The organism is Mycolicibacter icosiumassiliensis, from assembly GCF_900078685.2.
Classification (GTDB): domain Bacteria; phylum Actinomycetota; class Actinomycetes; order Mycobacteriales; family Mycobacteriaceae; genus Mycobacterium; species Mycobacterium icosiumassiliensis.
This window is the reverse complement of sequence record NZ_LT546166.1, coordinates 3,311,446-3,338,114: the sequence shown is the minus strand read 5'-3', so window position 1 is coordinate 3,338,114 and position 26,669 is coordinate 3,311,446. Positions and strand designations below refer to the sequence as shown.

The 26,669-nt window shown below is 67.5% G+C and carries 23 protein-coding genes, 2 tRNA genes and 1 pseudogene; 19 read left to right on the top strand and 7 right to left on the bottom strand.

Annotation, left to right across the window (positions count from 1 at the left end; all coding sequences use genetic code 11):
* The first annotated feature begins 52 nt into the window (after positions 1–52).
* Both BN4346_RS39885 and BN4346_RS39880 read left to right on the top strand, forming a co-directional pair.
* Entirely contained in the window at positions 53–4,894 is a 4,842-nt protein-coding gene (locus BN4346_RS39885) for an NAD-glutamate dehydrogenase (protein ID WP_067974664.1), read from the top strand.
* Positions 4,895–4,920: 26 nt separating this feature from the next.
* A complete protein-coding gene (locus tag BN4346_RS39880) occupies positions 4,921–5,328 on the top strand; it encodes an acyl-CoA thioesterase (protein ID WP_096867559.1) in 408 nt (135 codons plus the stop codon).
* A 19-nt stretch (positions 5,329–5,347) separates the two neighbouring features.
* Here BN4346_RS39880 and BN4346_RS39875 read toward each other — a convergent pair whose 3' ends face one another.
* Positions 5,348–5,989 (bottom strand): TetR/AcrR family transcriptional regulator, encoded by a 642-nt coding sequence (locus BN4346_RS39875; RefSeq protein ID WP_067974661.1) that lies wholly within the window; start codon positions 5,987–5,989, stop codon positions 5,348–5,350.
* Positions 5,990–6,011: 22 nt separating this feature from the next.
* Between BN4346_RS39875 and BN4346_RS39870 the strand changes: the two genes are divergently transcribed.
* Positions 6,012–6,854, top strand: coding sequence for an alpha/beta fold hydrolase (locus BN4346_RS39870; RefSeq protein WP_067974658.1), 843 nt, complete (start codon positions 6,012–6,014; stop codon positions 6,852–6,854).
* Between the two features lie 13 nt (positions 6,855–6,867).
* On the opposite strand, the gene BN4346_RS39865 is transcribed toward BN4346_RS39870, so the two are convergent.
* Together BN4346_RS39865 and BN4346_RS39860 are read right to left on the bottom strand one after the other, a co-directional pair.
* Positions 6,868–8,433, bottom strand: coding sequence for a glycoside hydrolase family 13 protein (locus BN4346_RS39865; protein WP_067974655.1), 1,566 nt, complete (start codon positions 8,431–8,433; stop codon positions 6,868–6,870).
* On the bottom strand, positions 8,433–8,831 hold the full coding sequence (locus BN4346_RS39860; RefSeq protein WP_067974652.1) for a globin: 399 nt from the start codon (positions 8,829–8,831) through the stop codon (positions 8,433–8,435). The genes BN4346_RS39865 and BN4346_RS39860 overlap by 1 nt, the downstream gene beginning before the upstream one ends.
* A gap of 135 nt (positions 8,832–8,966) precedes the next feature.
* On the opposite strand from BN4346_RS39860, the gene BN4346_RS39855 reads away from it, so the two are divergent.
* The 4 genes from BN4346_RS39855 to BN4346_RS39840 all read left to right on the top strand — a co-directional run bounded on the left by BN4346_RS39855 (position 8,967) and on the right by BN4346_RS39840 (position 11,191).
* Positions 8,967–9,608 (top strand): HNH endonuclease, encoded by a 642-nt coding sequence (locus tag BN4346_RS39855; protein ID WP_067974650.1) that lies wholly within the window; start codon positions 8,967–8,969, stop codon positions 9,606–9,608.
* Between the two features lie 112 nt (positions 9,609–9,720).
* Complete coding sequence (gene ctaJ, locus BN4346_RS39850; protein WP_167666255.1) at positions 9,721–9,903, top strand: aa3-type cytochrome oxidase subunit CtaJ; 183 nt, start codon at positions 9,721–9,723, stop codon at positions 9,901–9,903.
* Positions 9,890–10,357: a DUF5130 domain-containing protein gene (locus BN4346_RS39845; RefSeq protein WP_067974647.1), complete on the top strand. Its 468-nt coding sequence runs from the start codon at positions 9,890–9,892 to the stop codon at positions 10,355–10,357. Before ctaJ ends, BN4346_RS39845 begins: the two co-directional genes overlap by 14 nt.
* A 39-nt stretch (positions 10,358–10,396) precedes the next feature.
* On the top strand, positions 10,397–11,191 hold the full coding sequence (locus BN4346_RS39840; RefSeq protein WP_235653674.1) for a hypothetical protein: 795 nt from the start codon (positions 10,397–10,399) through the stop codon (positions 11,189–11,191).
* On the opposite strand, the gene pepN is transcribed toward BN4346_RS39840, so the two are convergent.
* Positions 11,192–13,756, bottom strand: coding sequence for an aminopeptidase N (gene pepN, locus BN4346_RS39835; RefSeq protein ID WP_067974644.1), 2,565 nt, complete (start codon positions 13,754–13,756; stop codon positions 11,192–11,194).
* 60 nt (positions 13,757–13,816) lie between these two features.
* On the opposite strand from pepN, the gene BN4346_RS39830 reads away from it, so the two are divergent.
* From BN4346_RS39830 to BN4346_RS39810, 5 genes and pseudogenes are all read left to right on the top strand, one after another.
* Positions 13,817–14,197, top strand: coding sequence for a DUF1304 domain-containing protein (locus BN4346_RS39830; protein WP_067974641.1), 381 nt, complete (start codon positions 13,817–13,819; stop codon positions 14,195–14,197).
* A 79-nt stretch (positions 14,198–14,276) separates the two neighbouring features.
* Positions 14,277–14,411, top strand: a pseudogene (locus BN4346_RS39825) (mycothiol-dependent nitroreductase Rv2466c family protein); the annotation flags it as partial.
* Between the two features lie 74 nt (positions 14,412–14,485).
* Complete coding sequence (locus tag BN4346_RS39820) at positions 14,486–15,097, top strand: mycothiol-dependent nitroreductase Rv2466c family protein (protein ID WP_067975048.1); 612 nt, start codon at positions 14,486–14,488, stop codon at positions 15,095–15,097.
* A gap of 41 nt (positions 15,098–15,138) precedes the next feature.
* Positions 15,139–15,618, top strand: a complete 480-nt coding sequence (locus BN4346_RS39815) for a ribose-5-phosphate isomerase (protein WP_067974636.1) — start codon at positions 15,139–15,141, stop codon at positions 15,616–15,618.
* Between the two features lie 22 nt (positions 15,619–15,640).
* Positions 15,641–16,456, top strand: a complete 816-nt coding sequence (locus BN4346_RS39810; protein ID WP_067974632.1) for an Fpg/Nei family DNA glycosylase — start codon at positions 15,641–15,643, stop codon at positions 16,454–16,456.
* Here the strand turns inward: BN4346_RS39810 and BN4346_RS39805 are convergent.
* A complete protein-coding gene (locus BN4346_RS39805) occupies positions 16,444–17,667 on the bottom strand; it encodes a serine hydrolase domain-containing protein (RefSeq protein ID WP_067974629.1) in 1,224 nt (407 codons plus the stop codon). The two genes, BN4346_RS39810 and BN4346_RS39805, sit on opposite strands and share 13 nt — an antisense overlap.
* Before the next feature lie 180 nt (positions 17,668–17,847).
* Positions 17,848–17,921, bottom strand: a tRNA-Gly gene (locus BN4346_RS39800).
* Positions 17,922–18,057: 136 nt separating this feature from the next.
* Between BN4346_RS39800 and BN4346_RS39795 the strand changes: the two genes are divergently transcribed.
* The 4 genes from BN4346_RS39795 (at position 18,058) to clpP2 (ending at position 20,885) form a co-directional block, all read left to right on the top strand.
* Positions 18,058–18,134, top strand: a tRNA-Pro gene (locus BN4346_RS39795).
* Positions 18,135–18,192: 58 nt separating this feature from the next.
* A complete protein-coding gene (tig, locus tag BN4346_RS39790) occupies positions 18,193–19,575 on the top strand; it encodes a trigger factor (protein ID WP_167666224.1) in 1,383 nt (460 codons plus the stop codon).
* An 87-nt stretch (positions 19,576–19,662) separates the two neighbouring features.
* Positions 19,663–20,241, top strand: a complete 579-nt coding sequence (locus BN4346_RS39785; RefSeq protein WP_067974627.1) for an ATP-dependent Clp protease proteolytic subunit — start codon at positions 19,663–19,665, stop codon at positions 20,239–20,241.
* Positions 20,238–20,885 carry an ATP-dependent CLP protease proteolytic subunit ClpP2 gene (gene clpP2 / locus BN4346_RS39780; protein ID WP_067974625.1) on the top strand — a complete coding sequence of 216 codons (648 nt, stop codon included), beginning with the start codon at positions 20,238–20,240 and terminating at the stop codon, positions 20,883–20,885. The genes BN4346_RS39785 and clpP2 overlap by 4 nt, the downstream gene beginning before the upstream one ends.
* A gap of 30 nt (positions 20,886–20,915) precedes the next feature.
* Here clpP2 and mmuM read toward each other — a convergent pair whose 3' ends face one another.
* A complete protein-coding gene (mmuM, locus tag BN4346_RS39775; RefSeq protein WP_067974622.1) occupies positions 20,916–21,809 on the bottom strand; it encodes a homocysteine S-methyltransferase in 894 nt (297 codons plus the stop codon).
* A 267-nt stretch (positions 21,810–22,076) separates the two neighbouring features.
* Between mmuM and clpX the strand changes: the two genes are divergently transcribed.
* The 3 genes from clpX to BN4346_RS39760 all read left to right on the top strand — a co-directional run bounded on the left by clpX (position 22,077) and on the right by BN4346_RS39760 (position 26,669).
* Positions 22,077–23,360 carry an ATP-dependent Clp protease ATP-binding subunit ClpX gene (gene clpX / locus BN4346_RS39770; protein WP_067974620.1) on the top strand — a complete coding sequence of 428 codons (1,284 nt, stop codon included), beginning with the start codon at positions 22,077–22,079 and terminating at the stop codon, positions 23,358–23,360.
* A gap of 271 nt (positions 23,361–23,631) precedes the next feature.
* Complete coding sequence (locus BN4346_RS39765) at positions 23,632–25,587, top strand: 2-oxoacid:acceptor oxidoreductase subunit alpha (protein WP_208863296.1); 1,956 nt, start codon at positions 23,632–23,634, stop codon at positions 25,585–25,587.
* The gene (locus BN4346_RS39760; RefSeq protein WP_067974617.1) at positions 25,584–26,669 is read left to right on the top strand and encodes a 2-oxoacid:ferredoxin oxidoreductase subunit beta; all 1,086 of its coding nucleotides are present in this window, start codon (positions 25,584–25,586) and stop codon (positions 26,667–26,669) included. Before BN4346_RS39765 ends, BN4346_RS39760 begins: the two co-directional genes overlap by 4 nt.

Genomic DNA, 26,669 nt, shown 5'->3' with positions numbered 1-26,669 from the left:
GTTGGTCCGGTAGCGGCGCTGCCGGAGCTGACACACAGTCAGGAGGGGTGGGATGACAAAGTCCACCAAAGAATTGACCGCGTGGACAACATTTCCCGATTCCTCTGAGCCGCAAGGCATTCCTGCCTGGGTCTCGACCGCCTACGTCGAGACCTATCGCGGGTCGCACAGCGACTCGCTGGTCAGCGACGAACCAGCCGGCACCGATCCAGCCAGTCGGGCCGCCGCCACCGCGGTGGTGACCCCGGCGCTGCTGGCCGCGCACGCCCGGCTGGCGCAGCACCGGCTCGCCGGTGAGACCCGCGTTGCGGTGTCCCCCGCCGATGATCCGGCCGGGTTCGGTCCGGCACTGCAGGTGGTCACCGAGCACGGCGGCATGCTGATGGACTCGGTGGCGGTGCTGCTGCACCGGCTCGGGGTGTCCTACGTCGGGATCATGTCGCCGGTGTTCACCGTGCAGCGCGATGGGGCCGGGGAACTGCGCTCGGTGGAACCGAGACCCGCGAACGGCTCCACGGGGGCCGAGGCCTGGATTCATGTCCAACTCTCACCGACGGTCAACCGCAGCACCCTCGCCGAGACCGAACGCCTGCTGCCCGACGTGATGGCGGACGTCCGCCAGGTCGCCATCGATTCCACGGCGATGCGCAATGCGCTCAACGAGCTTGCCGCCGACGTCGAAGCCAATGCGCAAGGCCACTACACCGCGCCGGACCGCCACGATGTCGCCGCGCTGCTGCAGTGGCTGGCGGACGGGCACTTTGTGCTGCTGGGTTACCAGAGCGGCGTGGTGCGCGACGGGCAGGTTCACATCGAAGACGCCGCCCGGCTGGGAGTGCTGCGCCTGCGTAAGTCCCTGCGGCCCAGGCTCACCGGTAACAATCTACTGACCTTGGCGCAGGCCACCGTGCCCAGCTACATGCGGTTCAGTTCGCACACCTATGTGGTGGTGATCCGGGAGGACACCGGCGACGGCATCGTCGCGCACCGCTTCGTCGGGCTGTTCACCGCCGGTGCCATGAACGCCGACGTCTTCGAGATCCCGGTCATCTCGCACACCGTCCGCCATGCCCTGGCTTTGGCGGAAAAGGAGCCCGGCCATCCCGGGCAGCTGCTGCTCGACATCATCCAAACCGTGCCGCGCTCAGAGCTTTTCGCGATCGGCGCGGAGCAGCTGCTGAACATGGCGATGGCGGTCTCCGACCTGGGTTCGCGGCGCGGAACTCTGCTGTTCCTGCGCGGCGACCGGACCGGTCGATTCGTGTCATGCCTGGTGTACCTGCCACGTGACCGCTACACCACCCCGGTGCGGTTGCACATGGAGGACATCCTGATCCACGAGTTCGGTGGGGTAGGGCTGGAATACAGCGCCCGTGTCAGCGAAGCGCCCTGGGCACTGCTGCACTTCATGGTCCGGATGTCCGACGACCCCGACGCTGGTCCGGTCGACACCGGCGAGGCCAACCGGGTCCGGATTCAGGCGCTGCTGACCGAGGCGACCCGCACCTGGGGGGACCGGCTGATCGAGGTGGCGGCGCAGGACTCCATCGACGACGACGTGGCGCAACACTATGCCGTCGCCTTCGACGAAATCTACAAACAGGCCGTCACGCCGACCGAGGCCGTCGGTGACATCGCGATCATCGAGCGGCTGACCGACGACTCGGTCAAACTCGTGTTCTCCCACTACGGCGAGGCCGACGGAAGTCAGTTGGCCTGGTTTCTCGGCGGGCACGGTGCATCGCTGAGCCACCTGCTGCCGATGCTGCAGTGCATGGGGGTCGCGGTGCTCGAAGAGCGGCCATTCACCGTCACCCGCGCTGACGGCCTACAGGTGTGGATCTACAAGTTCAAGGTGTCAGCGCACCCCACCATCGACATTCCGGAGACCGGCGCCGAGCGTGACGACGCCGAACAGCGGTTCGCCGATGGGGTCACCGCGATCTGGGAGGGCCGGGTCGAGGCCGACCGGTTCAACGAATTGGTGCTGCGGGCCGGGCTGAACTGGCACCAGGTGGTAGTGCTGCGTGGTTACGCCAAATACCTGCGGCAGGCCCGTTTCCCCTACAGCGAGAGCCACATCGCCTCGGTGCTCAACGAGCATCCGGGCATCGCGCGGGCCCTGGTGGCACTGTTCGAGGCGCTGTTCGACCCGTCGCGCGCGCAGCGCAACCGCGACGCGCAGGCGGCAGCCGCTGAGGTCGCGGCGGGCATCGACGCGGTGGTGAGTCTGGACACCGACCGAGTCCTGCGCGCATTCGCCTCCCTGATTCAAGCCACCCTTCGCACGAATTACTATGTCACCCGCGCCGATTCGGCTCGCGCACGTAACGTGCTGGCGTTCAAACTGGATGCCGGCCTGATCGACGAGCTGCCGCTGCCTCGGCCGAAGTTCGAGATCTTCGTCTACTCGCCCCGGGTCGAGGGTGTGCACCTGCGGTTCGGCTTCGTATCGCGCGGCGGGCTGCGCTGGTCGGACCGCCGCGAGGACTATCGCACCGAGATCCTCGGGCTGGTCAAAGCCCAAGAGGTCAAGAACGCCGTCATTGTCCCGACCGGAGCCAAAGGCGGCTTCGTGGTCAAACACCCACCGACGCCCAGCGGTAACCCTGCGGAGGACCGCGAGGCGGCCCGCGACGAAGGGATCGCCTGCTACACGCTGTTCATCTCCGGCCTGCTGGACGTCACCGACAATGTCGACCACGCCACCGGTGCAGTCAGCGCGCCACCGCAGGTCGTCCGCCGGGACGGCGACGACGCGTACCTGGTGGTGGCCGCCGACAAGGGCACTGCCAGCTTCTCCGACATCGCCAACGGCGTGGCGAAGTCCTACGGCTACTGGCTGGGCGACGCGTTCGCGTCCGGCGGGTCGGTCGGCTACGACCACAAGGAGATGGGCATCACCGCCAAGGGTGCCTGGGAGGCGGTCAAACGGCACTTCCGGGAGATGGGAATCGATACCCAGACCCAGGATTTCACCGTCGTCGGCGTCGGCGACATGAGCGGCGACGTGTTCGGCAACGGCATGCTGCGCAGCGAACACATCCGACTGATGGCCGCCTTCGACCATCGCCACATCTTCCTCGACCCCGACCCCGATCCCGCCCGGTCCTTCGCCGAGCGTCAGCGGATGTTCGACCTGCCTCGCTCCAGTTGGGACGACTACGACAAGTCACTGATCAGCGCCGGTGGTGGCGTCTACGCGCGGGACCTGAAATCCGTGCCGGTCAGCCCGCAGGTCGCCGCAGTGCTGGGGCTCGACGAGGACATCACCGAACTCACCCCGCCGGTGTTGATCCGGGCGATCCTGCGGGCGCCGGTCGACCTGCTGTTCAACGGCGGCATCGGCACCTACATCAAAGCCGAGGCCGAATCCGACGCCGACGTGGGAGACCGTGCCAACGACCAGGTCCGGGTCAATGGAAACCAGGTGCGCGCCAAGGTGATCGGCGAAGGCGGGAACCTGGGCGTCACGCCACTGGGTCGCGTCGAGTTCGACCTGGCCGGCGGGCGCATCAATACCGACGCCCTGGACAACTCCGCCGGCGTCGACTGCTCCGACCACGAGGTCAACATCAAGATCCTGATCGACGCCCTGGTCACCGTCGGCAAACTGGACGCCGCCGACCGGCCCGAGCTGCTGGCATCGATGACCGACGAGGTCAGCGCGCTAGTACTCGCCGACAACACCGCCCAGAACGACCTGATGGGCACCAGCCGGGCCAACGCCGCGAGCCTGCTGCCGGTACACGCCGATCAGATCCGCCACCTGGTGGCCGACCGCGGCCTCAACCGTGAACTGGAGGCGCTGCCGTCGGAGAAGGAGATCGCCCGACGCGCCGAGGCCGGGCTGGGCCTGGCCTCACCGGAGTTGGCCACCCTGATGGCGCACGTCAAGCTGACGCTGAAAGCGGCGGTGCTGGCCACCGACCTCCCGGAACAGGACGTGTTCGCCGCCCGGCTGCCGCAGTATTTCCCGCGGGCGCTGCAGCAGCGCTTCGGCGCCGAGATCCGTCAGCATCAACTGCGCCGCGAAATCGTCACCACGATGCTGATCAACGATGTGGTGGACACCGCGGGCATCACCTACGCCTTCCGGATCACCGAGGACGCGGGCGTCGAACTGATCGACGCGGTGCGGGCCTACGTTGCCACCGACGCCATCTTCGGGGTGGGCGACCTGTGGCGCCGGATCCGCGAAGCCGGCGAGCGGGACGGTCTGCCGGTAGCGGTGACCGACCGGATGACACTGGACCTGCGACGGCTCATCGACCGGGCCGGCCGTTGGCTGCTCAACTATCGCCCGCAGCCGCTGGCGGTGGGCGCCGAGATCAACCGGTTCGCCGCGCAGGTTGCTGCGCTGTTACCGCGGATGTCGGAATGGCTGCGCGGCGACGACGCCGACATCGTCGCCAAGCACATCGGCGAGTTCGAGGCTCAGGGTGTGCCTGGTGGCCTGGCTGCCGACGTCGCCCTAGGCCTGTATCGCTACAGCCTGCTCGACATCATCGACGTCGCCGACATCACCGAACGCGACGCCGGCGAGGTCGCGGACACCTACTTTGCGCTGATGGATCGGCTCGGCACCGACGGGCTGCTGACCGCGGTCGCCCAGCTGCCGCGCGATGACCGCTGGCATGCCTTGGCGCGGTTGGCGATCCGTGACGACATCTACAATTCGGTGCGGTCGCTGTGCCTGGATGTGCTGGCGGTCGGGGAACCGGACGAGGACGGGATGCAGAAAATCACCGAATGGGAATCGACCAATGCCTCCCGCGTTGCCCGGGCACAGCGCACGCTGACCCAGATCTACGAATCCGACCAGCGCGATCTGGCCACGCTGTCGGTGGCGGCGCGCCAGATCCGCAGCATGACCCGCGGTGCGGCCTCGTGAGTCCGGCAGAATCCACCGGGGCGCCGGTGGGCTTTGTGGCAGCTGTTCCGGTGCGCTGGTCGGACATCGACATGTACCAGCACGTGAACCACGCGACCATGGTGACGATGCTCGAAGAAGCGCGGGTGCCCTTCCTGTCGCCGGCCTTCGCGGTCGACATCACCAGCGTCGGTCTGCTGATCGCCGAGGTCAAAGTCACCTACAAGGGGCAACTGCGGCTGACGGACTCACCGCTGCAGGTGACAATGTGGATTTCGCGGCTGCGCACGGTGGACTTCACCATCGGCTACGAGGTGCGCTCGGTGCACGCGGCCCCGGATTCACGGCCCGCCGTGATCGCCGAGACGCAGTTGGCCACCTTCAGCATCGACGAGCAGAAACTGGTGCGGCTCTCGCCGGACCATCGCGCTTACTTGGAGAAATTCCTCCGCTGAGCGCGCGGACGCTACCCGGTCAGCCCTCGGTGAGCATGGCGTCGAGCAGTCGCTCAATGACGATGCTCACGTCGGCGCGGGTCTGCTCGGGGTCATCGGCCGTCGCGATCAGCATCGCGGCTTCGTCGAGCGCGCCGATGAGAACGTGGGCGAGCGCGCGGACCGGCTGCTGGGGGAGCTGTCCAGCCCTCATCGCTTCGCTGAGCAGCTGCTCGGTCATGCCCAAGCTGTAGCGCTGGGCCACGTCGCGAAAGCCGTCCCAACCCAGCACGGTGGGGGCATCGAGCAGCACGAGTTGGCGCACCTCGGGATCGTTGGCCACCTCCAGCCAGTTCTCGGCGGCTGCCCGCAGTGCGGCGGCCGGGGTGGTTGCCGCCGAGGCGGCGACCGCGTCGCCGAGCCGCGCCATCACATCGGCTTCCACGGATTCCACGACGGCCTGGAAAAGTGCTGCCTTGTCCGGGAATTGGTGGTACATGGCGCCCCGGGTCACGCCGGCGGCCTCGGCGATCTCGGGGGTGCCCACGGCCGCGAAGCCACGCGCACCCCACAACGTGCGGGCCGCGGTTATCAGCGCAGCACGGGTGGCCGCAGAACGCTCCGCTTGCGTCCGACGCTTGATTTCCGTACAGGCTGTCGGTAAGTTATCGGCAGGTTGCACGTAACTATGTTAGGAGCTTCCCATGCCCACCGTTGACATTGACGCCGGAACCATTCACTACGACACCGCGGGCCCGCAGGACGGTCGCCCGGTGCTGTTCGTCCATGGCTACGCCATGGGCGCCTCCATGTGGGGGCCGCTGAGCGCCCGCCTGGCGGAGCGAAATCTCCGCTGCATCGCCCCGAACTGGCCGCTGGGCGCGCATCCGGAGGCGCTGCGGGCCGGCGCCGACAGAACCTTGCCGGGCATCGCCGCCATGGTCGACGCGTTCATGGCGGCGCTCGGCCTCGACGACGTGGTGTTGGTTGGCAGTGACACCGGGGGCCTGGTCAGCCAGTTGGTTGCGGTCAACCACCCGGACCGACTCGGAGCGTTGGTCCTGGCCAGCTGCGACGCTTTCGAGCACTTCCCGCCGCCCATCATCAATCCGTTCATTGTGGCTGCGAAGACCGCGATCACCTTCCGTGTTGCGCTGCAACCGATGCGGATGCGCGCGTTTCGTCATTACGCCTACGGGAAGCTGGCGCACCGCGATATCGACGACCTGGTGCGTGAGTGGGTCAGGCCCGCGCTGCGGGATGCAGGCGTCGCCGAGGACCTCCGTCAGCTCACCAAGTCGCTGAACCAGCAGACCTCATTAGATGCCGGGGCGCGACTTCACTCGTTCACCAAGCCGGCCCTGGTCGCCTGGTCCGCCGACGATCTGTTCTTTCCGATCGAGGACGGCAGGCGTTTGGCCGAGGTGCTGCCCAACTCTCGATTCGAACTCATCGAAGGTGCACGCACCTATTCGATGATCGATCAAACGGACCGACTGGCAGATCTGGTCGCCGAATTCGCCGGCGCCGCAACCCGTCGGCGGTGACTTGACCTGCCGCTCAGACCAACCACGCGGCGGTGTCGGGCGCCAAGAGCCCGTCGGCCACCGGGGCGCTGGATAAGATCAGCCGGCCCTCCGGCAGATCCGCCGGGCTGTCACCTGTGTTGAGCACACACACCAGACCGCCGCGCCGGAAGGCCAGCAGTCCCGGCGGTGCGTCCAGCCAATCGAGCTGCCGTCCCGTGAGTTCGTCTCGGCGCCTGCGTATTTCCAGGGCGTGCCGGTACAGCAAGAGGGTTGAGCCGATCTCGCTGCGTTGTCGATCGACAGTCAGGTGCGCCCAGTCCGGCGGCATCGGCAGCCAGGTGTCGGGGTTGTCGGAGAAGCCGAACGCCGGCGCGTCGCCGGACCAGGGCAGTGGCACCCGGCAGCCGTCCCGGCCGCGTTCGGTATGCCCGGAGCGCTCCCATACCGGGTCCTGCAGGGCCGAATCGGGGAGCTCGACGTTGGGCAGGCCCAACTCCTGGCCGTTGTAGACGAACACCGCCCCGGGCAGCGCCAACAGCACCAGGGCCACGGCCCGCGCCCGGTCCAGCCCGATCGCCCCGCCGCCGTAGCGGGTGACCGCCCGCTCGACGTCATGGTTCTCCAACGCCCAGGTAGCGCTGGCACCCACCGACGCCACCGCGGCCAGCGAATTGTCGATCGCACCGCGGATCTGGGTGGCATCGAAGTCGGCTTGCAGCAGCCGGAAGTTGAAGGCCAGGTGTAGTTCGTCGGGCCGTAGGTACTCGGCGAACTGGGCGTTGTCGTGCACCCAGACCTCGCCGATGCTCACCGCGCCCGGGTAGTCGTCGATAACCCGGCGAATCGCCCGGTGGATCGGGTGGACGCCGGGCCGGTTGAAGCGTGGGTCGTCGTCCTGGTGGGCGAGCAGCTTCACATCGGTGACCGGCATGTCCGGCAGGCCGGCCGGCTTGGCCATGCCGTGGGACACATCGATCCGGAAGCCGTCCACGCCGCGATCGAGCCAGAACCGCAGGGTGCGCTCGAAGTCGGCGAAGACCTCCGGGTTGTCCCAGTTCAGATCCGGCTGTGACACATCGAACAGATGCAGGTACCACTGGCCCGGGCCGTCGGGTTCGGTGACCCGCGTCCAGGCCGGGCCGCCGAAGACCGACACCCAGTTGTTGGGCGGCAGCTGGCCGTTTGGTCCACGCCCGTCACGGAAGAAGTAGCGGTCTCGCGCGGGACTGCCCGGCTTGGCAGCCAGTGCCTCGACGAACCAGGGGTGCGCCGAACTGGTGTGATTGGGCACCAGATCCATGGTCAGCTTGAGTCCGCGCTGGTGCGCCGCGGCCACCAGCCGATCCAGTGCCGCGAGGTCGCCGAAGAGCGGATCGATGTCCCGCGGATTCGCCACGTCGTAGCCGTGGTCGGCCATCGGCGACACCATCACCGGGTTGAGCCACAGCGCCTCGACCCCCAGCCACCGCAGGTAGTCCAGGTGTGCGGTCACCCCGTCCAGGTCGCCGACCCCGTCGGAGTTGCTGTCGGCGAACGAGCGGGGATACACCTGGTAGAACACACTGTCGGCCCACCAGGTGGTCTGCTCGGCTCCCATCAGATCGGCGCGTTGACCAGGAAGTCGGCCGCCGAATGCAGGTACTGCAGCAGTTCGCCGCGGTGCGCATCGTCGAGGGTGTCGCTGTCGATCTCGTTGACCGCGGTCACCATGTTGCGCAGCCAGGCATCGCGCTGCAGCGGGCCGATTCGGTAGGGGATATGGCGCATCCGCAGTCGCGGGTGGCCGCGAAGCTCGGTGTAGGTGCGCGGTCCGCCCCAGTACTGCTCGAGGAACATCCGAAGGCGTTCCTCGGCGCCGTCCATGTCGTCGGCGGGGTACATCGGGCGCAGGATCGGGTCCTGGGCGACCAGTTGATAAAACCGCGAGACGATGGCGTGGAACGTTTTCGCACCGCCGACGGCGTCGTAAAACGAGGGTTCTTCTATCGGCTGCATCGCCCACCATTGTGGGGCATCGCGGGCCCCCGCCGGTGAACACACAGCAAATAGGCGTGCGACCAGCGCCGAATCATGGTGAACTGTTCGGCGGAGGTCAATGGTGCGACATCTAAACCGGCTGCAAGACCGGATATGAAACGTCGGGGCCACCGCACCCACGGTGCCCCACCGGCGAGCCTGAGCGGGCTTGCCGCCGCCCCATGCCTGCACTCGGTCGCCGCGTCCGGTTCCGAAGCCGGTCATGACGCCGCATCGATCTGGACCCGCCGGCGGGTATTGCTGCTGAACTCCACCTTCGAGCCGTTGACGGCGCTTCCGCTGCGCCGTGCCGTAGTCATGCTGATCTGCGGTAAGGCCGACATGGTGCACGACGATCCGGCCGGTCCGGTCATCCACTCGGCGACCCGGTCGGTGCCGGTGCCGTCGGTGATCCGGCTGCGGAACTACGTTCGGGTGCCGTACCGGGCCCGGATCCCGTTGACCCGGGCTGCGCTGATGCACCGCGACCAGCACAGCTGCGCCTACTGCGGCGGCAAGGCCGACACCGTCGATCACGTGGTGCCGCGCAGCCGCGGCGGGGATCACTCCTGGGAGAACTGTGTGGCCGCCTGCTCGACCTGCAATCACCGCAAGGCGGACCGGTTGCTGGCCGAGATCGGCTGGACGCTGCGGTTGGTGCCCACCTCACCCAAGGGCCAGCATTGGCGGCTGCTGGCGGTGATCCACGATCTCGATCCGGTGTGGATGCGCTACCTCGGTGAAGGCGCCGCCTGACCGGGTCGCCGCATCGGGCCGGGTTCCCGCACCGATCGATAAGCGGTGGGATACCGTCTACGGCGTGAGCGTGTTGGAAACCCTCGGCATCTTCATTGGCATTCCAGTGGCAATGTTCGCACTGCTGGCCGCCCGGACCCTGTCGCGAAAGGGGCCGCGCGCGGCCACCTATCAGATGTCCGAGCGGTGGACACACCCGCCGATCCTGTGGTCGGCGACCGACGAGGCCATTGGCGGACACGGCCACGGCCATTCCGAGTTCAGCGTGGGGGGTGGAACCAGTGGCAACTGGTGAAGTCGTAACGATCGATCCGGCCGACCTGCCCTACGGCTTTGTGGTCACCAACAGCGGTCGAGTTTCCGGGGTTACCGAGCCCGGTGAGGCGTCCTTGCACTATCCGTTCCCGGTCAAGGAACTGGTGGCCCTCGATGAGGCACTGACCTACGCGTCGCGCGCCACGCAGGCCCGATTCGCCACCTACATCGGCGACCTGGGCGCTGACACCGCGGCGCGGGCCCGCGAGATTCTGGCGAAGGTGCCCACCCCGAACGACGCCGTGCTTATTGCGGTCTCGCCGGACCAGAAGGCCATCGAGGTGGTCTACGGCGCCGGTGTGGCCGGTCGCATTGCCCCGGCTGCCGCACCGCAGGGTGTGGCCGCGGCGGCTGCGGCGTTCCGCGACGGCAACCTGATCGACGGTCTGGTCAGCGCGGTGCAGGTGATCAGCGCCGGCGTCACCCCGGCCTAGCCGTCGGCCGTACCGCTGGACGATCCCATGGTCGCGAGCGTGAACTTGCCCGGTCCACACGCGGGACCGGAGGTCGTTTTGGCGCATGCCCGCGCCGCGGCCTCCCCGGCGCACCGGGCCTGGCTGGCGAACATCGACCGGCGCGCTGTCGGGCCCCGGACGGTTACCGAAATCGTTCGCGGGCAGGGCATCACGCGGGACAGCTTCCGGGCTCTGGACGTGCTGGAGCAGATCACCGACCCGGATGGCAAGAGCTTTTTCGTCATCCCTCGAACAGCTGGCGGCGACGCCGTGCGGCGCGCGGTGCTACTGACCTACCTGCTGAATGCGGGCACCGGTTACGGCCGGCACGGCGCTCTCAGCGACTTTCCCGAGACGCCGTACGGTGCCGCCGAAGTGCGACGGATCATCGACCGTCAGCGCGCGAATCGCTGGAGTTACGCGGTGGTTCGAAGCATCTGCAACACCGGCGGCTGCGTGGCCGCCACCCCGAACGGGGTGCTGATGGTCGTGGGCGGCAATCGAATTCACGGGTCGTTCAGCCACCGCGGCGGCACCATGTGGGGGGATCTGTTCCTGGTCAACACCGACCGGCGGGTCTTAGACCCCGCTGGGCGAATGCGCGACATCATCGAATCAGGACGGCTCGCCCCGGCCGGGCCGAACCTGGACGCGCTGCTGCATCACGAGGAGATCCACGCCCAGCAGTGGGCTGCCCTAGGGCCGGTGCGGATGCCCGCCCGCTACCTCGCCGAGGAGGCGAGGGCGCGAATCTTCGGCGGTGTCAACAGTTTCGAGAAGGACGCCGGCTTGCGTGACGGGGGATACCGCTGATCAAGCGGTATCAACGGTGCGTGCCCGCAGCGACCGCTCCACCCCGGCCCGGCCCTCGGTGACCAACCTGCGCAGCGCCGGCGGCAGCGAAGGATCGGCCAGGAAGGCGTCGGCGGCGTCCAATCCCGCCTGGCTGACATCCCACCCGGGGTACAGGCCCACCACCACGGTCTGCGCCACCTCGCTGGATCGCCGCTCCCACACACCGGAAATCGCCTCGAAGTAGCGCGCGGTGAACGGCGCCAACAGCTCGCCCTGGCCGGGCTGCACAATCCCGCCGATGATCGCGCGACCGGTGATGTTGGCCAACGTGTCGTCCTCGATCACCTGCTGCCAGGCCGCTTCCTTGACGGCGAGCTGCGGGCGGGCCGCCGAAGCCTGGGCGCCCTGCCGTTGGCCGGCCGCGGTCGGGTCACGCTGGATCTCGGCGTCGATCGCCGCAGCGTCCAGCGCACCGCTGCGGGCCAGCGCCACCACGATCCGCCAGCGCAGGTCGGTGTCGACGGCCAGACCCGCCAGCCCCTGCGTTCCCGGATCGGCGTCCAGCAGCGCGGCCAGCACCGTGGTGTGCCGCTCGGCGAGCACCGAGGTGCACAGCGCGTTGAGATAGGCCAGCTGGTGATCCGAGCCCGGATCGGCTTCGCGGGCCAACTCCAGCAGCCGGTCGGCGAACGCCGGCCACCCCTGCTCGGCGGCCCAGACCGGATCGGCGTAGAACCCCAACGCGGTCTGCGCCTGCAGCAGCAGCCGCGAGGCGACGCCGACCTCGGTCTCGGCGCCGATACCGCGCTGCACCAGCGCCAGGAAGTCCCGGGCGCGCAGCTCGGCCTCGCGGGTCATCTCCCAGGCCGCCGACCACACCAGGGTGCGCGGCAACGGCTCGGCGATGTCGGCGATGCGCTCCGTCGCCGCAGCCAGGGACTGCGGGTCCAGCCGCAGCGCGCAGTAGGTCAGGTCGTCATCATTGACCAGAATCAGCTTTCCACGCGAAACCCCGACCAGCCCAGGCACGTCCGTGCTGGGCCCGTCGATGTCCAGCTCCTCGCGGTGCACCCGCACCAACCCGCCGGAGCCAGCGGGGTCATCGTCGTAGATGCCGATGGCCAACCGGTGCACCCGAGTCTCGCCGGCACCCGGGGCAGCGCCGCCCTGCGTCACCGCGAACCGGGTGAACCGGCCGTCGCCGTCGACGTCGAAGTCGGCCCGCAGGGTGTTCAACCCGGTGGTCTTCAGCCACTGCCTGCCCCAGTCGGACAGGTCCCGGCCGGACGCCTTCTCCAGCGCCGCCAGCAGGTCGTCGAAAGTGGCGTTGTCGAAGGCGTGCGCGGCGAAATAGTCGCGCAATCCGGCCAGGAAGTGCTCCAAACCGACATAGGCCACCAACTGCTTGAGCACCGATGCGCCCTTGGCGTAGGTGATCCCGTCGAAGTTGACCTCCACGGCGGCCAGGTCGGGGATGTCGGCGGCGATCGGGTGCGTCGACGGCAGCTGATCCTGGCGGTAGGCCCACGACTTCTCCGCGTTCGCGAACGTGGTCCAGGCGCTGGTGTACTCGGTTGCCTCGCTTTGGCACAACACCGAGGCGAACGTCGCGAACGACTCGTTGAGCCACAGGTCGTCCCACCAGCGCATGGTGACCAGGTCGCCGAACCACATGTGCGCCATCTCGTGCAGCACGGTCTCGGCGCGACGCTCATAGGACGCCCGGGTCACCTTGCTGCGAAAGACGTAGTCCTCCAGGAACGTTACCGCGCCCGCGTTCTCCATGGCACCGGCGTTGAACTCCGGAACGAACAGCTGGTCGTACTTGCCGAACGCATACGGCACGCCAAAGTTGCTGTGGTAGAAGCCGAATCCCTGCTTGGTCTCGGTGAACAGCCGCTTGGAGTCCATGTGCTCGGCCAGCGACGCCCGGCAGAACAGGCCCAGCGGGATCTCGCCGTGCTCGTCGCGGTACACGTCGTCCCAACGGGCATACGGTCCGGCGATCAGCGCCACCAGATAGGTGCTCATCTTGGGCGTGGTCGCAAACGTGTGCACGCCGTCGCGCACGGCGGTAGTGGCGCCGTTGGAGATCACCTGCCAGTGCGACGGCGCGGTGACGGTGATGTCGAAGGTGGCCTTGAGATCTGGCTGGTCGAAGCAGGCGAACATCCGCTTGGCGTCGGCGGTTTCGAACTGCGAGTACAGGTACACCTCGTCGTCGACCGGGTCGACGAAGCGATGCAGCCCTTCACCGGTGTTGGAGTAGTAGCACTGCGCGTCGATCTCGACGGTGTTGTGCTCGGCCAGGCCGCTCAGGGCGACGCCGACCGACTCGTCGTAGGCCGAGACATCGAGGGCGCGGCCATTGAGGGTGGCGCGGTGGATCGTCTCGGCGGCGATGTCGATGACGGTGTCGCTGCCGGCCAGGGCGTCGAAGGTGACGGTGGTGGTGGAGCGGAAGGTGCGCTCGCCCGGTTTGCCGCTGCCATCGGTCAGGTCCAGGGCGATCCGGTAGTTGACGACGGTGACCGACGCGGCCCGTTCGGCGGCCTGGTCGCGGGTGAGGTTAGGAAGTGCCACGCCCGCCTACAGTAGCCGCCGGATCGTGCGGACGGGCGCCGGACCGAGTTTAATGAGGCCATGCTCCTCGCCGGTCTGACCTTCGCCGCGCTGGCCGCGGTGTTGCACGTCTACATCTTCGCGCTCGAGTCGCTGAGTTGGACCTCACCGCGCACCCGGGCCGTCTTCGGCACCACCGCAGAGGAGGCCGAGATCACCAAGGCGCTGGCCTTCAACCAGGGTTTCTACAATCTGTTCCTTGCCATCGTCACGGTGGTTGGAATCTGCGCGGTTTCGTTGGACCACAACACCGTTGGGCTTGCGCTGATGTTCGCCGGAGTGGGATCCATGCTGGCCGCGGCACTGGTTCTGGTGACGTCGTCGCCCGACAAGGCCCGCGCCGCCGTCGTCCAGGGTGCCTTCCCGGCGGTTGCAGTCGCGCTGCTGGGGCTGAGCTTGTAAGGGTGGGTTCGGGAACACCGGGCGGGCGGGCATAGTTGTGTTGGGCGAGATGCCCGCCGCCCCACGAAAGGACCCGCCGATGTCCGAGAAATCACACGCCGAGTTCTGGTTCGATCCGCTGTGCCCGTGGTGCTGGATCACCTCGCGGTGGATCCTGGAGGTCGAGAAGGTCCGCGATATCGACGTCACCTTCCACGTGATGANTGTAAGGGTGGGTTCGGGAACACCGGGCGGGCGGGCATAGTTGTGTTGGGCGAGATGCCCGCCGCCCCACGAAAGGACCCGCCGATGTCCGAGAAATCACACGCCGAGTTCTGGTTCGATCCGCTGTGCCCGTGGTGCTGGATCACCTCGCGGTGGATCCTGGAGGTCGAGAAGGTCCGCGATATCGACGTCACCTTCCACGTGATGAGTCTGGCCGTGCTCAACGAAGGCCGCGACGACCTGCCCGAGCAGTACCGCGAAGGCATGAAGCAGGCGTGGGGACCGGTGCGGGTGGCGATCGCCGCCGAGAAGCTGCGCGGCAATGAGATCCTGCGCCCGCTGTACACCGCGATGGGCACCCGGATCCACAACCAGAACAACAAGGACCTCCCCGACGTGATCGCGGGTTCGCTGGCCGAGGTGGGCCTGCCCGCAGAGCTGGCGGACGCGGCCACCACCGACACCTACGACGACGCGCTGCGTAAGAGCCATCACGCCGGGATGGACGCCGTCGGCAAGGACGTTGGCACCCCGACCATCCACGTCAACGGGGTGGGGTTCTTCGGTCCGGTGCTGTCCCGGATCCCCCGCGGTGAGCAGGCCGGGAAGCTGTGGGACGCATCGGTGACGTTCGCGTCCTACCCGCACTTCTGGGAGCTCAAGCGCACCCGCACCGAGGCACCGGAGTTCGACTGACGGCTGGCGGGGGAGCAGACCGGGTCTGCGACAATGACGCCATGCGCGTCTACCTCGGCTGCGATCACGCCGGCTACGAACTCAAAGAACAGATCGTCGAGCACCTGAAGAAGGCCGGTCATGAGCCGGTCGACTGCGGGGCCTTCAGCTACGACGCCGAGGACGATTACCCGGCGTTCTGCATCGCCGCGGCGGCCCGCACCGTGGCCGATCCCGACAGCCTGGGAATCGTGATCGGCGGGTCCGGCAACGGCGAGCAGATCGCAGCCAACAAGGTGCCCGGGGCGCGCTGCGCGCTGGCCTGGAGCACCGAAACCGCGCAACTGGCCCGCGAACACAACAACGCCCAGCTGATCGGCATCGGCGGCCGGATGCACACCACCGCCGAAGCGCTCGCGATCGTCGACGCGTTCTTGAGCACCCCGTGGTCGGAGGCCGAACGTCACCAGCGGCGCATCGACATCCTGGCTGCCTACGAGCGCAACCACGAGGCACCTCCGGTGCCCGGCGCGCCCGCCTGACGCGAGCGCAGACTGGCCTGACATGCCGGAGGGGCACATCCTGCACCGGCTGGCCCGGCTCCATCAGCGCCGCTTCGCGGGGGCGCCGGTCGCAGTGTCCAGTCCGCAGGGCCGCTTCGAATCCGGTGCCGCGGTAGTCGACGGGCAGCCACTGCTGCGCGCCGAGGCCTGGGGCAAGCACCTGTTCCACCACTACGCGCGCGGGCCGATCGTGCACGTGCACCTGGGGATCTACGGCCACTTCACCGAGTTCGACCTGGCCGATGGTGGCCTGCCCGAACCGGTCGGCCAGGTCCGGATGCGGATGGTGGGCACCGACTACGGCACCGATCTGCGCGGCCCGGCCGCATGCGAGGTCATCGACCAGGCGCAGGTCGCCGACGTGATCGCGCGGCTGGGACCCGACCCATTGCGCAGCGACGCCGACCCATCGCTAGCCTTCAAGCGAATTGCCAAGTCCCGCAAAACTATTGCTGCGCTGCTGATGGATCAGTCGGTGCTGGCCGGGGTCGGCAACGTCTACCGCAGCGAGGTGCTGTTCCGGCACCGGATCGACCCCTACCGGCCCGGTGCGGCGATCGGCGAAGCGGACTTCGCTGCGATCTGGTCGGACTTGGTGGCGTTGATGAAGGTAGGGCTGCGGCGCGGCAGCATCGTCGTCGTCCGGCCCGAGGATGACCACGGCGCTCCGGCGTACGCGACTGGCAAGCCGCGTACCTACGTCTACCGCCGCGCCGGAGACCCGTGCCGGCTGTGCGGGACCACCGTGCGGACCGCTGAACTAGCAGGCCGCAATGTGTTCTGGTGTCCGTCCTGTCAGGGCGGTCAGTCGTCGTAGACGGTTTCGCGCCGGGGACGTAGGGGCACCCCCAGTGCCCGGTAGATCTCGTTGGACAACACCACGCTGCGCGGGTCGGCATTGGCCTGGGTGTGGTCGAACCGGTTCATCACGTAGCCGTAGCCGATCCGGTGCTCCAGATCGGCGAACGCGAACGATCCGCCGAGGCCGCCGTGACCGAAGATCCGCCGGTTGGGTCCGTTGACCCCCTGGGCATTGAGCATGTAGCCCATGCCCCAGCCGTGCTCGGCGACGCGGGGGCCGAGCACCAGGTCGGTTTCGGTGCCGCCCTGCAGGACCCGCAGGCGGTCCATGGCGGCCCGGCTGAGCAGCTTCTCCTGCACCAGTGCGTTGTAGAACGTGGCCATGCCCAGGGCGGAAACCTGGGCGTTGGTGCCGGGGAACTCCAATTGGCGCCACAGCGTCAGGTCGTTGGTGGCGATCTCGTCGTCGGGGGCGAATCCCATCGCGACTGCCAGCCCCGCCTTGGAGTGGTCGGCCAACGAAGTCGGGCGTTTCGGGGCTCCGGCCGAGGCCAGCATCTCCCGGATCGTCGGCTTGCCCACCGGGTCGGCGCAGCGGTAGGGCTGCTGTTCGGCCGGCACCCCGATGTGCACTTCGGCGCCGATCGGACCGGCGACCTCGGTGCGCAGGTACTGGCTCACCGTCAATCCGGTGACCCGCCGGACGACCTCGCCGATGATGAAGCCGTAGGTGGTCATGTGGTAGCCCTGGGCGGTGCCGGGACGCCACCACGGTTCGGCGGCGGCAAGGCGTTCGCAGACCAGATCCCAGTCGGTGACGTCGCGCCAGTGCATCGGTTCACGTGGCCCGATCGCCCCGGAACGGTGCGCCAGCACCATCGCCAGGGAGATGTCGCCCTTGCCGGCCTGGCCGAACTGCGGCCAGTAGTGCGCCACCGGTACCCGCAGGTCCAGTTCCCCGGCATCGGCGAGCCGGTGCACGCAGGTGCTGGTCAGGCCCTTGCTGCCCGACAGCACGGTGCTCAGCGTGTCTTCCTGCCAGGGCCGGTCGCCCTCGACGTCGGCGGAGCCGGCCCACAGATTGACGACCAGCTCGCCGTCGACATAGGCCGCCACGGCCGCGCCGAGTTCGTCGCGCTCGGTGAAGTTGCGCTCGAACTCGGACCGCACCTTCTCAAAGCGCGGGGAGCACGTCCCATGGATTTGGACGTGCCGTGTGCCGCCCATGGCGTGCCTTCCTGCTAGGGAGAATCCCCTTCCGCGGGGGCGACGGGCCGATCGGACCCGTGTACTTGCTTGGAAGGATAAGTCCGGGGTGTCGTGCGAGTACAGCAGGCCCCGGACCCGGGGGATCACCCCGCTGGAGTCCGTCGAACCGCAGTTCGGCGGACTCCGCGTGGGTCCTCGTGGAGCGGGCGACGGGAATCGAACCCGCGTAGCTAGTTTGGAAGACTAGGGCTCTACCATTGAGCTACGCCCGCATGAACAGCTAGAGCGAGACTGTACCGGCGTGGCGGACCCGAAATCCAATTGCCCCGCCGCGCTGGCTTCGTGGGGCGTTGGCAGCAGGTCATTGTGATCACCGATTTGCCGGGCCGTAGGATCGCCTGGTCAGTGCGGGGTGTAGCGCAGCTTGGTAGCGCATCCGCTTTGGGAGCGGAAGGCCGCAGGTTCAAATCCTGTCACCCCGACCAGCAGCGCGCGCCGCACCTGGCACGACCGACCACGTCAACGATATCGAGGAGTACACCCGTGAAGAGCACCGTCGAGCAGCTGACCCCGACCCGGGTTCGCATCAACGTTGAGGTGCCGTTCACCGAGCTTCAGCCGGACTTCGAGCGGACCTACAAGCAGTTGGCGCAGCAGGTGCGGGTGCCGGGCTTCCGGCCGGGCAAGGCTCCGGCCAAGCTCATCGAGGCCCGCTTCGGCCGGGCCGCGGTGCTGCAGCAGGTGGTCAACGAGGCGCTGCCGAGTCGCTACAGCGAGGCGGTCACGAGCTCGGACCTCAAGCCGCTGGGTCAGCCCGACATCGAGGTCACCAAGCTCGACGACGGTGAGAACATCACCTTCACCGCCGAGGTCGACGTGCGACCGGCCATCATCCTGCCCGACCTGGAGCAGCTCAAGATCACCGTCGACCCCATCGAGGTCAACGACGACGAGGTCGACGCCGAGCTCGACTCGCTGCGCGCCCGGTTCGGCACCCTGACCGGTGTCGAGCGCCCGGCCGCCAAAGGCGACTTCGTCTCGATCGACCTGGACGCCACCATCGACGGCGAGACGGTTGAAGGCGCTGCCACCGAGGGGCTGTCGCACGAGGTCGGATCGGGTCAGCTCATTGAGGGCCTCGACGACGCCATCGTGGGGCTCTCGGCCGGTGAGAGCAAGTCCTTCACCACCAAGCTCGCGGCCGGCCCGCAGGCCGGCAAGGACGCTGAGGTCACGGTCACGGTTCAGTCGGTCAAGGAACGTGAGCTGCCGGAGGCCGACGACGAATTCGCGCAGCTGGCCAGCGAGTACGACACCATCGGCGAGCTGCGGGAGAAGCTCACCGAGCAGGTGGGCCGGACCAAGCGCATCCAGCAGGCCGAGAAGGTCCGCGAGGTGACGCTGGAGACCCTGGTCGAGCAGGTCGAGATGCCGCTGCCCGAGGCCGTGGTGCAGGCGCACATCGATAACGCGCTGCACAACGCCCTGCACGGTCTGGACCACGACGAGAACAAGTTCGCCGAGTCGCTGGCCGAGAAGGGTTCCTCGCGTGCCGAGTTCGACGCCGAGACCCGCAGTGAGGCCGAGAAGTCGGTGAAGACTCAGCTGCTGCTCGACGCGCTCGGCGACGAGCTGGAGATCCAGGTGGGGCAGAACGACCTCACCCAGCACCTGGTGCTGATGGCACGTCAGTACGGCATCCCGCCGCAGCAGCTGGTTCAGTTCCTGCAGCAGAACAACCAGTTGCCGGCGGTCTTCGCCGACGTGCGCCGCGGCATGGCGCTGGCAGCGGCGGTGCGTGCGGCCGCGGCCCGCGACACCGCGGGCAACCGACGAGGCCGACGAGGCCGCCGGGGCGTTGGCAGCCGCCGAGGAAGCCGACGAGGCCGTCGAGGCCGAGGCCGCATCCGACGAGTGACGCTGTAAGCGAACGAAGCCGGTTCGGACCTACCTCAGCCGCGCCGGTTGGTTAGGGTCGGTGCATATGAATCTCGAGAAAGCAGGTATCCCACTGTGAGCCAGCCCGGTCTGAATCTCGTCGACTCGGTGTACGAGCGGCTACTGCGAGAACGCATCATCTTCCTGGGGTCGCAGGTGGACGACGACATCGCCAACCGGCTGTGCGCCCAGATCCTGCTGTTGGCCGCCGAGGACCCGACCAAGGACATCTCGCTCTACATCAACTCCCCGGGCGGATCGATCAGCGCGGGGATGGCGATCTACGACACCATGGTGCTGGCACCGTGTGACGTCGCCACCTACGCGATGGGGATGGCCGCCTCAATGGGCGAGTTCCTGCTGGCGGCGGGCACCAAGGGCAAGCGTTACGCCCTGCCGCACGCCCGGATCCTGATGCACCAGCCGTTGGGCGGGGTGACCGGCAGCGCCGCCGACATCGCCATCCAGGCCGAGCAGTTCGCGGTCATCAAGAAGGAGATGTTCCGGCTCAACGCCGAGTTCACCGGTCAGAGCATCGAGCGCATCGAGGCTGACTCTGACCGTGACCGCTGGTTCACCGCCCCTGAGGCCCTGGAATACGGCTTCGTCGACCACATCATCACCCGCGCCCACGTCAACGGAGATGCATCATGAACCCCGAAACCTTGCGCGCCACCGCGCCGCAGGCGCGCTACATCCTGCCGTCGTTCGTGGAGCACTCCAGCTGGGGCGTCAAGGAGTCGAACCCGTACAACAAGCTGTTCGAGGAGCGCATCATCTTCCTCGGCGTGCAGGTCGACGACGCCTCGGCCAACGACATCATGGCCCAGTTGCTGGTGCTGGAGTCGCTGGACCCGGACCGCGACATCACCATGTACATCAACTCCCCGGGTGGTTCGTTCACCTCGCTGATGGCGATCTACGACACCATGCAGTACGTGCGGGCCGACATCCAGACCGTGTGCCTGGGTCAGGCCGCCTCAGCTGCCGCGGTGCTGCTGGCCGCCGGTACGCCGGGCAAGCGGATGGCGCTGCCCAACGCCCGGGTGCTGATCCACCAGCCGTCGCTGTCCGGCGTGATCCAGGGCCAGTTCTCCGACCTGGAGATCCAGGCCGCCGAGATCGAGCGGATGCGGACCCTGATGGAGTCCACCCTGGCCCGTCACACCGGCAAGGACCCGGAGGTGGTCCGCAAGGACACCGACCGCGACAAGATTCTCACCGCGGCCGAGGCCAAGGAGTACGGGATCATCGACACGGTGCTGGAGTACCGGAAGCTGTCGGCCACCACCGCGTAGGTTTCCGCGAGATCGCGTTCACGCAGGCGGTTACTCGCACTTTTCCTGCGTGAGCACGATCTCGGCGAGTCCGGCGATATCGGCCGGGCTGACTCGGCAGCAACCGCCCACGATGCGTGCGCCGGCGGCCACCCATTGCGGCACCAGCGTGGGGGAGAAGCGCGCCGGTCCGGCCCAACCCCCGGCGTCCCAGCGCTCACCGCTGTTGGGGTAGACGATCACCGGCTTGCCGGTGACCTCGCGGGCGATCTCGATCGCCGCCAGGACGTCGTCGGGTGCGCAGCAGTTCACCCCCACCGCGACGATCTGGGGCACCCCGGCGGCCACCGCGAAGGCCTCCGCGAGTGGTTGCCCGGCGCGGGTTTTGGTGCCGTCGATCGTGTAACTGAGCCAGGCCGGCACATTGACCGCCTGGACCAGACCCACCAGTGCCGCCGCCTCATCGAGGTCCGGCACCGTCTCCAACGCGAGCAGATCGGCACCGGCGTCGGCCAGGACCTCCAACCGGGGCCGGTGCCACGCCGACAGCTGCGCGACCGAAAGCCCGTACCCGCCACGGTATTCCGAACCGTCGGCGCGGGCGGCGCCGTACGGACCGACCGACGCCGCAACCCAGCGCCCACTCGCGACGCCGGCGGCCTGGCGGGCCAGGCCCACGCTGCGCCGCAACAGCCCGGCGGCCGCCCGGCGGTCGATCCCGCGGGCGGCGAACCCCTCGAAGCTTGCCTGGTAGCTGGCGGTGGTCGCGATCTGTGCGCGGGCGGCGAAGAAGGCCGCGTGCACGGACGCAATGGCTTGGGGTGCCTCAATGAGAAACCGGGCAGACCACAGCGGGTCGGACAGGTCTGCCCCGCGGGCCTCCAGTTCCGTCGCCAGCCCCCCATCGGCGACCAGCACGGTATCGTCGGGCACGGCGAACCCCACGTTTGCCACTCTAGAGCGGGAAAGGCTCCGCCCGCCTCACAGCCGGGTAACGCCCCCGAAACGCTCACGCCACGCCAGCGCGTCACACGCCGGCTGCGCAGCCGTGGGCTATATGTTCGTGGAGCAGGCAGACGGAGCCGGCGATGAATACCAACGACGCGATTCGGCCTTATCGGTCGCCTCGCACCGGAATGAACGGGTAGCGTCGGAGCAGAACACCGGCACCCCGACGACAGACGGCGAACAGGAAGTAGGTCCTAACGCACTATGGCGCGCATTGGAGACGGCGGGGACCTGCTGAAGTGTTCGTTCTGCGGCAAGAGTCAGAAGCAGGTTAAGAAGCTCATCGCAGGTCCGGGCGTCTATATCTGCGACGAGTGCATCGACCTGTGCAACGAGATCATCGAAGAGGAGTTGGCCGACGCCGACGACGTGAAGCTCGATGAACTGCCCAAGCCCGCGGAGATCCGGGAGTTCCTGGAGGGTTACGTCATCGGCCAGGACACGGCCAAGCGCACCCTGGCGGTGGCCGTCTACAACCACTACAAGCGCATCCAGGCCGGCGAGAAGAGTCGGGATTCCCGCTCCGGTGAGCCGGTTGAGCTGACCAAGTCCAACATTTTGATGCTCGGGCCCACCGGTTGCGGCAAGACCTACCTGGCCCAGACCCTGGCCAAGATGCTCAACGTGCCGTTCGCGATTGCCGACGCCACCGCGCTGACCGAAGCGGGCTACGTGGGTGAGGACGTCGAGAACATTCTGCTCAAACTGATTCAAGCGGCTGACTACGACGTCAAGCGCGCCGAGACCGGCATCGTCTACATCGACGAGGTCGACAAGATCGCCCGCAAGAGCGAAAACCCCTCAATCACCCGCGACGTCTCCGGCGAGGGCGTGCAGCAGGCGCTGCTGAAGATCCTGGAGGGCACTCAGGCCTCGGTTCCGCCGCAGGGCGGCCGCAAGCACCCGCACCAGGAATTCATCCAGATCGACACCACCAATGTGCTGTTCATCGTGGCTGGTGCTTTCGCCGGACTGGAGAAGATCGTCTCCGACCGGGTTGGCAAGCGGGGCTTGGGTTTCGGCGCCGAGGTTCGGTCCAAGGCCGAGATCGACACCACCGACCACTTCGCCGAGGTCATGCCCGAGGACCTGATCAAGTTCGGTTTGATCCCCGAGTTCATCGGCCGGTTGCCAGTGGTGGCCTCGGTGACCAACCTAGACATGGAGTCGTTGGTCAAGATCCTGTCGGAGCCCAAGAACGCGCTCGTCAAGCAGTACTCCCGGCTGTTCGAGATGGACGGGGTGGAGCTGGAGTTCAGCCAGGACGCGCTGGAGGCCATCGCGGATCAGGCGATCCACCGCGGCACCGGTGCGCGCGGTCTGCGGGCGATCATGGAAGAAGTCCTGCTGCCCGTCATGTACGACATCCCGAGCCGCAACGACGTCGCCAAGGTCGTCGTGACCAAGGAAACGGTGCAGGACAACGTGTTGCCGACCATCGTGCCGCGCAAGGCATCCCGCGGCGAGCGTCGCGACAAGAGCGCCTGATCCGGGGCGGCGCTCGTCGCCCGGCAAAGTTACTCGCCAGTACCGGTGTTCTCTTAGAGTTGGCGCGCGGGTGAACGTGATGAAAACCACATTTCCAGCTCAAGTTGACTGCGAACCCCGGTGTGACATCGACATTTAACACTGAGTAACCCGAATTTCGACACGGTGTGGCGTCGTATGGTCTATAAGAGCGGTGCAATAATCGGTACTGCCAGTGACAGAAAAACTTGTGGGTGCGGCAGCCGTGCTGCGCGGGCCCGGTCGGACAGTGATGGAAGGCGGGGCCGTGGGGCCGAGTGGTAATGGAGTCGGGTCGGCACCCGGGCGCCAAAAACTCGAGAAGGTCGTCATCCGTTTCGCCGGTGACTCCGGCGACGGTATGCAGCTCACCGGCGATCGCTTCACCTCTGAGGCGGCCCTGTTCGGCAACGACCTGGCCACCCAGCCGAACTACCCGGCCGAGATCCGGGCACCTCAGGGCACCCTGCCCGGTGTTTCGTCGTTCCAGATCCAGATCGCCGACTTTGACATCCTGACCGCCGGTGACCGCCCCGACGTGTTGGTGGCGATGAACCCGGCTGCGCTCAAGGCCAACATCGGCGACCTGCCGCGTGGCGGCATGGTGATCGTCAACTCCGACGAGTTCACCAAGCGCAACCTGGCCAAGATCGGCTACGAGACCAACCCGCTGGAGACCGAAGAGCTCTCCGACTATGTCGTGGTTCCGGTCGCGATGACCTCCCTGACGCTGGGTGCGGTCGAGGCGATCGGCGCGACCAAGAAGGACGGCGCCCGGGCCAAGAACATGTTCGCCCTCGGCCTGCTGTCCTGGATGTACGGCCGGGAGCTGGAGAGCAGTGAGCGTTTCATCCGGGAGAAGTTCGCCAAGAAGCCCGACGTGGCCGAGGCCAACGTCCTGGCACTGAAGGCGGGCTGGAACTACGGCGAGACCACCGAGGCGTTCGGCACCACCTATGAGATCGCGCCGGCCAAGCTGCCGGCGGGTGAGTACCGCCAGATCTCGGGCAACACCGCGATGGCCTACGGCGTCATCGTGGCTGGCCAGTTGGCCGACACCCAGGTGGTGCTGGGGACCTACCCGATCACTCCGGCCTCGGACATCCTGCACGAGCTGTCGAAGTACAAGAATTTCAACGTGCTGACCTTCCAGGCCGAAGACGAGATCGCCGGCATCGGTGCAGCGATCGGTGCCTCCTACGGCGGCGCGCTGGGTGTCACCAGCACGTCTGGCCCCGGCTTGGCGCTCAAGGCCGAGGCGCTGGGCCTGGCCGTGATGACCGAGCTGCCGCTGCTGCTGATCAACGTCCAGCGCGGCGGTCCGTCCACCGGCTTGCCCACCAAGACTGAGCAGGCCGACCTGATGCAGGCGCTGTACGGACGTAACGGTGAGTCGCCGGTGGCGGTGCTGGCGCCGTGCACGCCGTCGGACTGCTTCGACGCGGCCATCGAGGCCGTCCGGATCGCGCTGACCTACCGCACCCCGGTGGTGCTGCTCTCCGACGGCGCGATCGCCAACGGTTCTGAGCCGTGGCGTATTCCGGACGTCGCCGCGATGGCGCCCATCGACCGCAACCTGGCCAAGGCCGGCGAGGACTTCGCACCTTACGCGCGCGACCCGCAGACCCTGGCCCGGCAGTTCGCCATCCCCGGCACGCCGGGCCTGGAGCACCGGATCGGTGGTCTGGAGAAGGCGAACGGTTCCGGCGAGATCTCCTACGAGCCGGCCAACCACGACCTGATGGTGCGGCTGCGCCAGGCCAAGATCGACGGCATCGAGGTTCCCGACCTGGTGGTCGACGACCCGTCCGGCGACGCCGAGCTGCTGCTGCTGGGCTGGGGCAGCTCCTACGGTCCGATCGCCGAGGCATGCCGGCGGGTCCGGCGCGGCGGTATCAAGGTCGCGCAGGCGCACCTGCGCTACCTCAACCCGCTGCCGGCCAACCTGGGTGAAGTGCTGCGGCGCTACCCCAAGGTGGTGCTGCCGGAGATGAACCTGGGTCAACTGGCGTTGCTGCTGCGCGGCCGCTACCTGGTCGACATCCAGTCGGTCACCAAGGTGACCGGCAAGGCGTTCCTGGCCGACGAGGTCGAAGCGATCATCGACGACGCGCTGGCAGGCACGCTGGCGGATCGGGAGAACGAGAAGGCGTCGCTGGCCAGGGCCGCGGCGGTCACCATTGCGGGTACAGCAGGAGCGAATTCATGACCACCACCGAAGCTGTCGGCACGCTCGTCGGTACCGACCTGGGGCTGACCTCGCTGAGCGGGGTGCCCACCACCGACGAGCCGCAGAAGGCCAAGGACTACACCTCCGACCAGGAGGTGCGGTGGTGCCCGGGCTGCGGTGACTACGTCATCCTCAACACGATCCGCAGTTTCCTGCCCGAGCTGGGACTGCGCCGCGAGAACGTGGTGTTCGTCAGCGGTATCGGCTGCTCGAGCCGGTTCCCGTACTACATGAACACCTACGGCGTGCACTCGATCCACGGCCGCGGCCCGACGTTCGCGACCGGGCTGGCCACCGCCCGTGAAGACCTCAAGGTGTTCCTGATCACCGGTGACGGCGACGCGCTGTCGATCGGCGGCAACCACTTGATCCACACGCTGCGCCGCAACGTCAACATCACCATCCTGCTGTTCAACAACCGGATCTACGGCCTGACCAAGGGGCAGTACTCGCCGACCTCGGAGACCGGCAAGGTCACCAAGTCGACGCCGTTCGGTTCGCTGGACAATCCGTTCAACCCGATCTCGCTGGCGATCGGCGCCGAGGCGACCTTCGTCGGGCGCGCCCTGGACTCCGACCGTAAGGGCCTCACCGAGGTGCTGCGCGGTGCCATGGAGCACCGTGGCTCGGCGCTGGTGGAGATCTTGCAGGACTGCCCGGTGTTCAACGACGGCTCCTTCGACCTGCTGCGTAAGGACAGTGCGGAGAACCGCATCATCAACGTCCAGCAGGGCGAGCGGGTCGTGTTCGGCGCCGAGGGGGAGTACTGCGTGATCAGGTCCGGCTTCGGGCTCGAGGTCGCCAAGACCGCCGACGTCTCGGCCGACCAGATCGTGGTGCACGACGCCACCCAGGCCGACTCCTCGTACGCGTTCGCGCTGTCGCGGCTCTCCGAGCAGGACCTGTCGCACTTCCCGATGGGCATTTTCCGCAACGTCAGCAAGCCCACCTACGACGACTTGGCGCGCGCGCAGGTCGCCGAGGCCCGGCAGTCGACTCCTAATGACACCGCCGCACTTCAGGCGCTGCTGCGTGGTCGGGACACCTGGACCGTCGACTGA

Coding starts and splice junctions, on each gene's coding strand:
- BN4346_RS39885 (WP_067974664.1), top strand. CDS start 53: ATGACAAAGTCCACCAAAGAATTGACCGCGTGGACAACATTTCCCGAT.
- BN4346_RS39870 (WP_067974658.1), top strand. CDS start 6,012: ATGCCCACCGTTGACATTGACGCCGGAACCATTCACTACGACACCGCG.
- BN4346_RS39865 (WP_067974655.1), bottom strand. CDS start 8,433: ATGGGAGCCGAGCAGACCACCTGGTGGGCCGACAGTGTGTTCTACCAG.
- BN4346_RS39860 (WP_067974652.1), bottom strand. CDS start 8,831: ATGCAGCCGATAGAAGAACCCTCGTTTTACGACGCCGTCGGCGGTGCG.
- BN4346_RS39855 (WP_067974650.1), top strand. CDS start 8,967: ATGAAACGTCGGGGCCACCGCACCCACGGTGCCCCACCGGCGAGCCTG.
- ctaJ (WP_167666255.1), top strand. CDS start 9,721: ATGTTCGCACTGCTGGCCGCCCGGACCCTGTCGCGAAAGGGGCCGCGC.
- BN4346_RS39830 (WP_067974641.1), top strand. CDS start 13,817: ATGCTCCTCGCCGGTCTGACCTTCGCCGCGCTGGCCGCGGTGTTGCAC.
- BN4346_RS39820 (WP_067975048.1), top strand. CDS start 14,486: ATGTCCGAGAAATCACACGCCGAGTTCTGGTTCGATCCGCTGTGCCCG.
- BN4346_RS39815 (WP_067974636.1), top strand. CDS start 15,139: ATGCGCGTCTACCTCGGCTGCGATCACGCCGGCTACGAACTCAAAGAA.
- BN4346_RS39810 (WP_067974632.1), top strand. CDS start 15,641: ATGCCGGAGGGGCACATCCTGCACCGGCTGGCCCGGCTCCATCAGCGC.
- BN4346_RS39805 (WP_067974629.1), bottom strand. CDS start 17,667: ATGGGCGGCACACGGCACGTCCAAATCCATGGGACGTGCTCCCCGCGC.
- clpP2 (WP_067974625.1), top strand. CDS start 20,238: ATGAACCCCGAAACCTTGCGCGCCACCGCGCCGCAGGCGCGCTACATC.
- clpX (WP_067974620.1), top strand. CDS start 22,077: ATGGCGCGCATTGGAGACGGCGGGGACCTGCTGAAGTGTTCGTTCTGC.
- BN4346_RS39765 (WP_208863296.1), top strand. CDS start 23,632: ATGGAAGGCGGGGCCGTGGGGCCGAGTGGTAATGGAGTCGGGTCGGCA.
- BN4346_RS39760 (WP_067974617.1), top strand. CDS start 25,584: ATGACCACCACCGAAGCTGTCGGCACGCTCGTCGGTACCGACCTGGGG.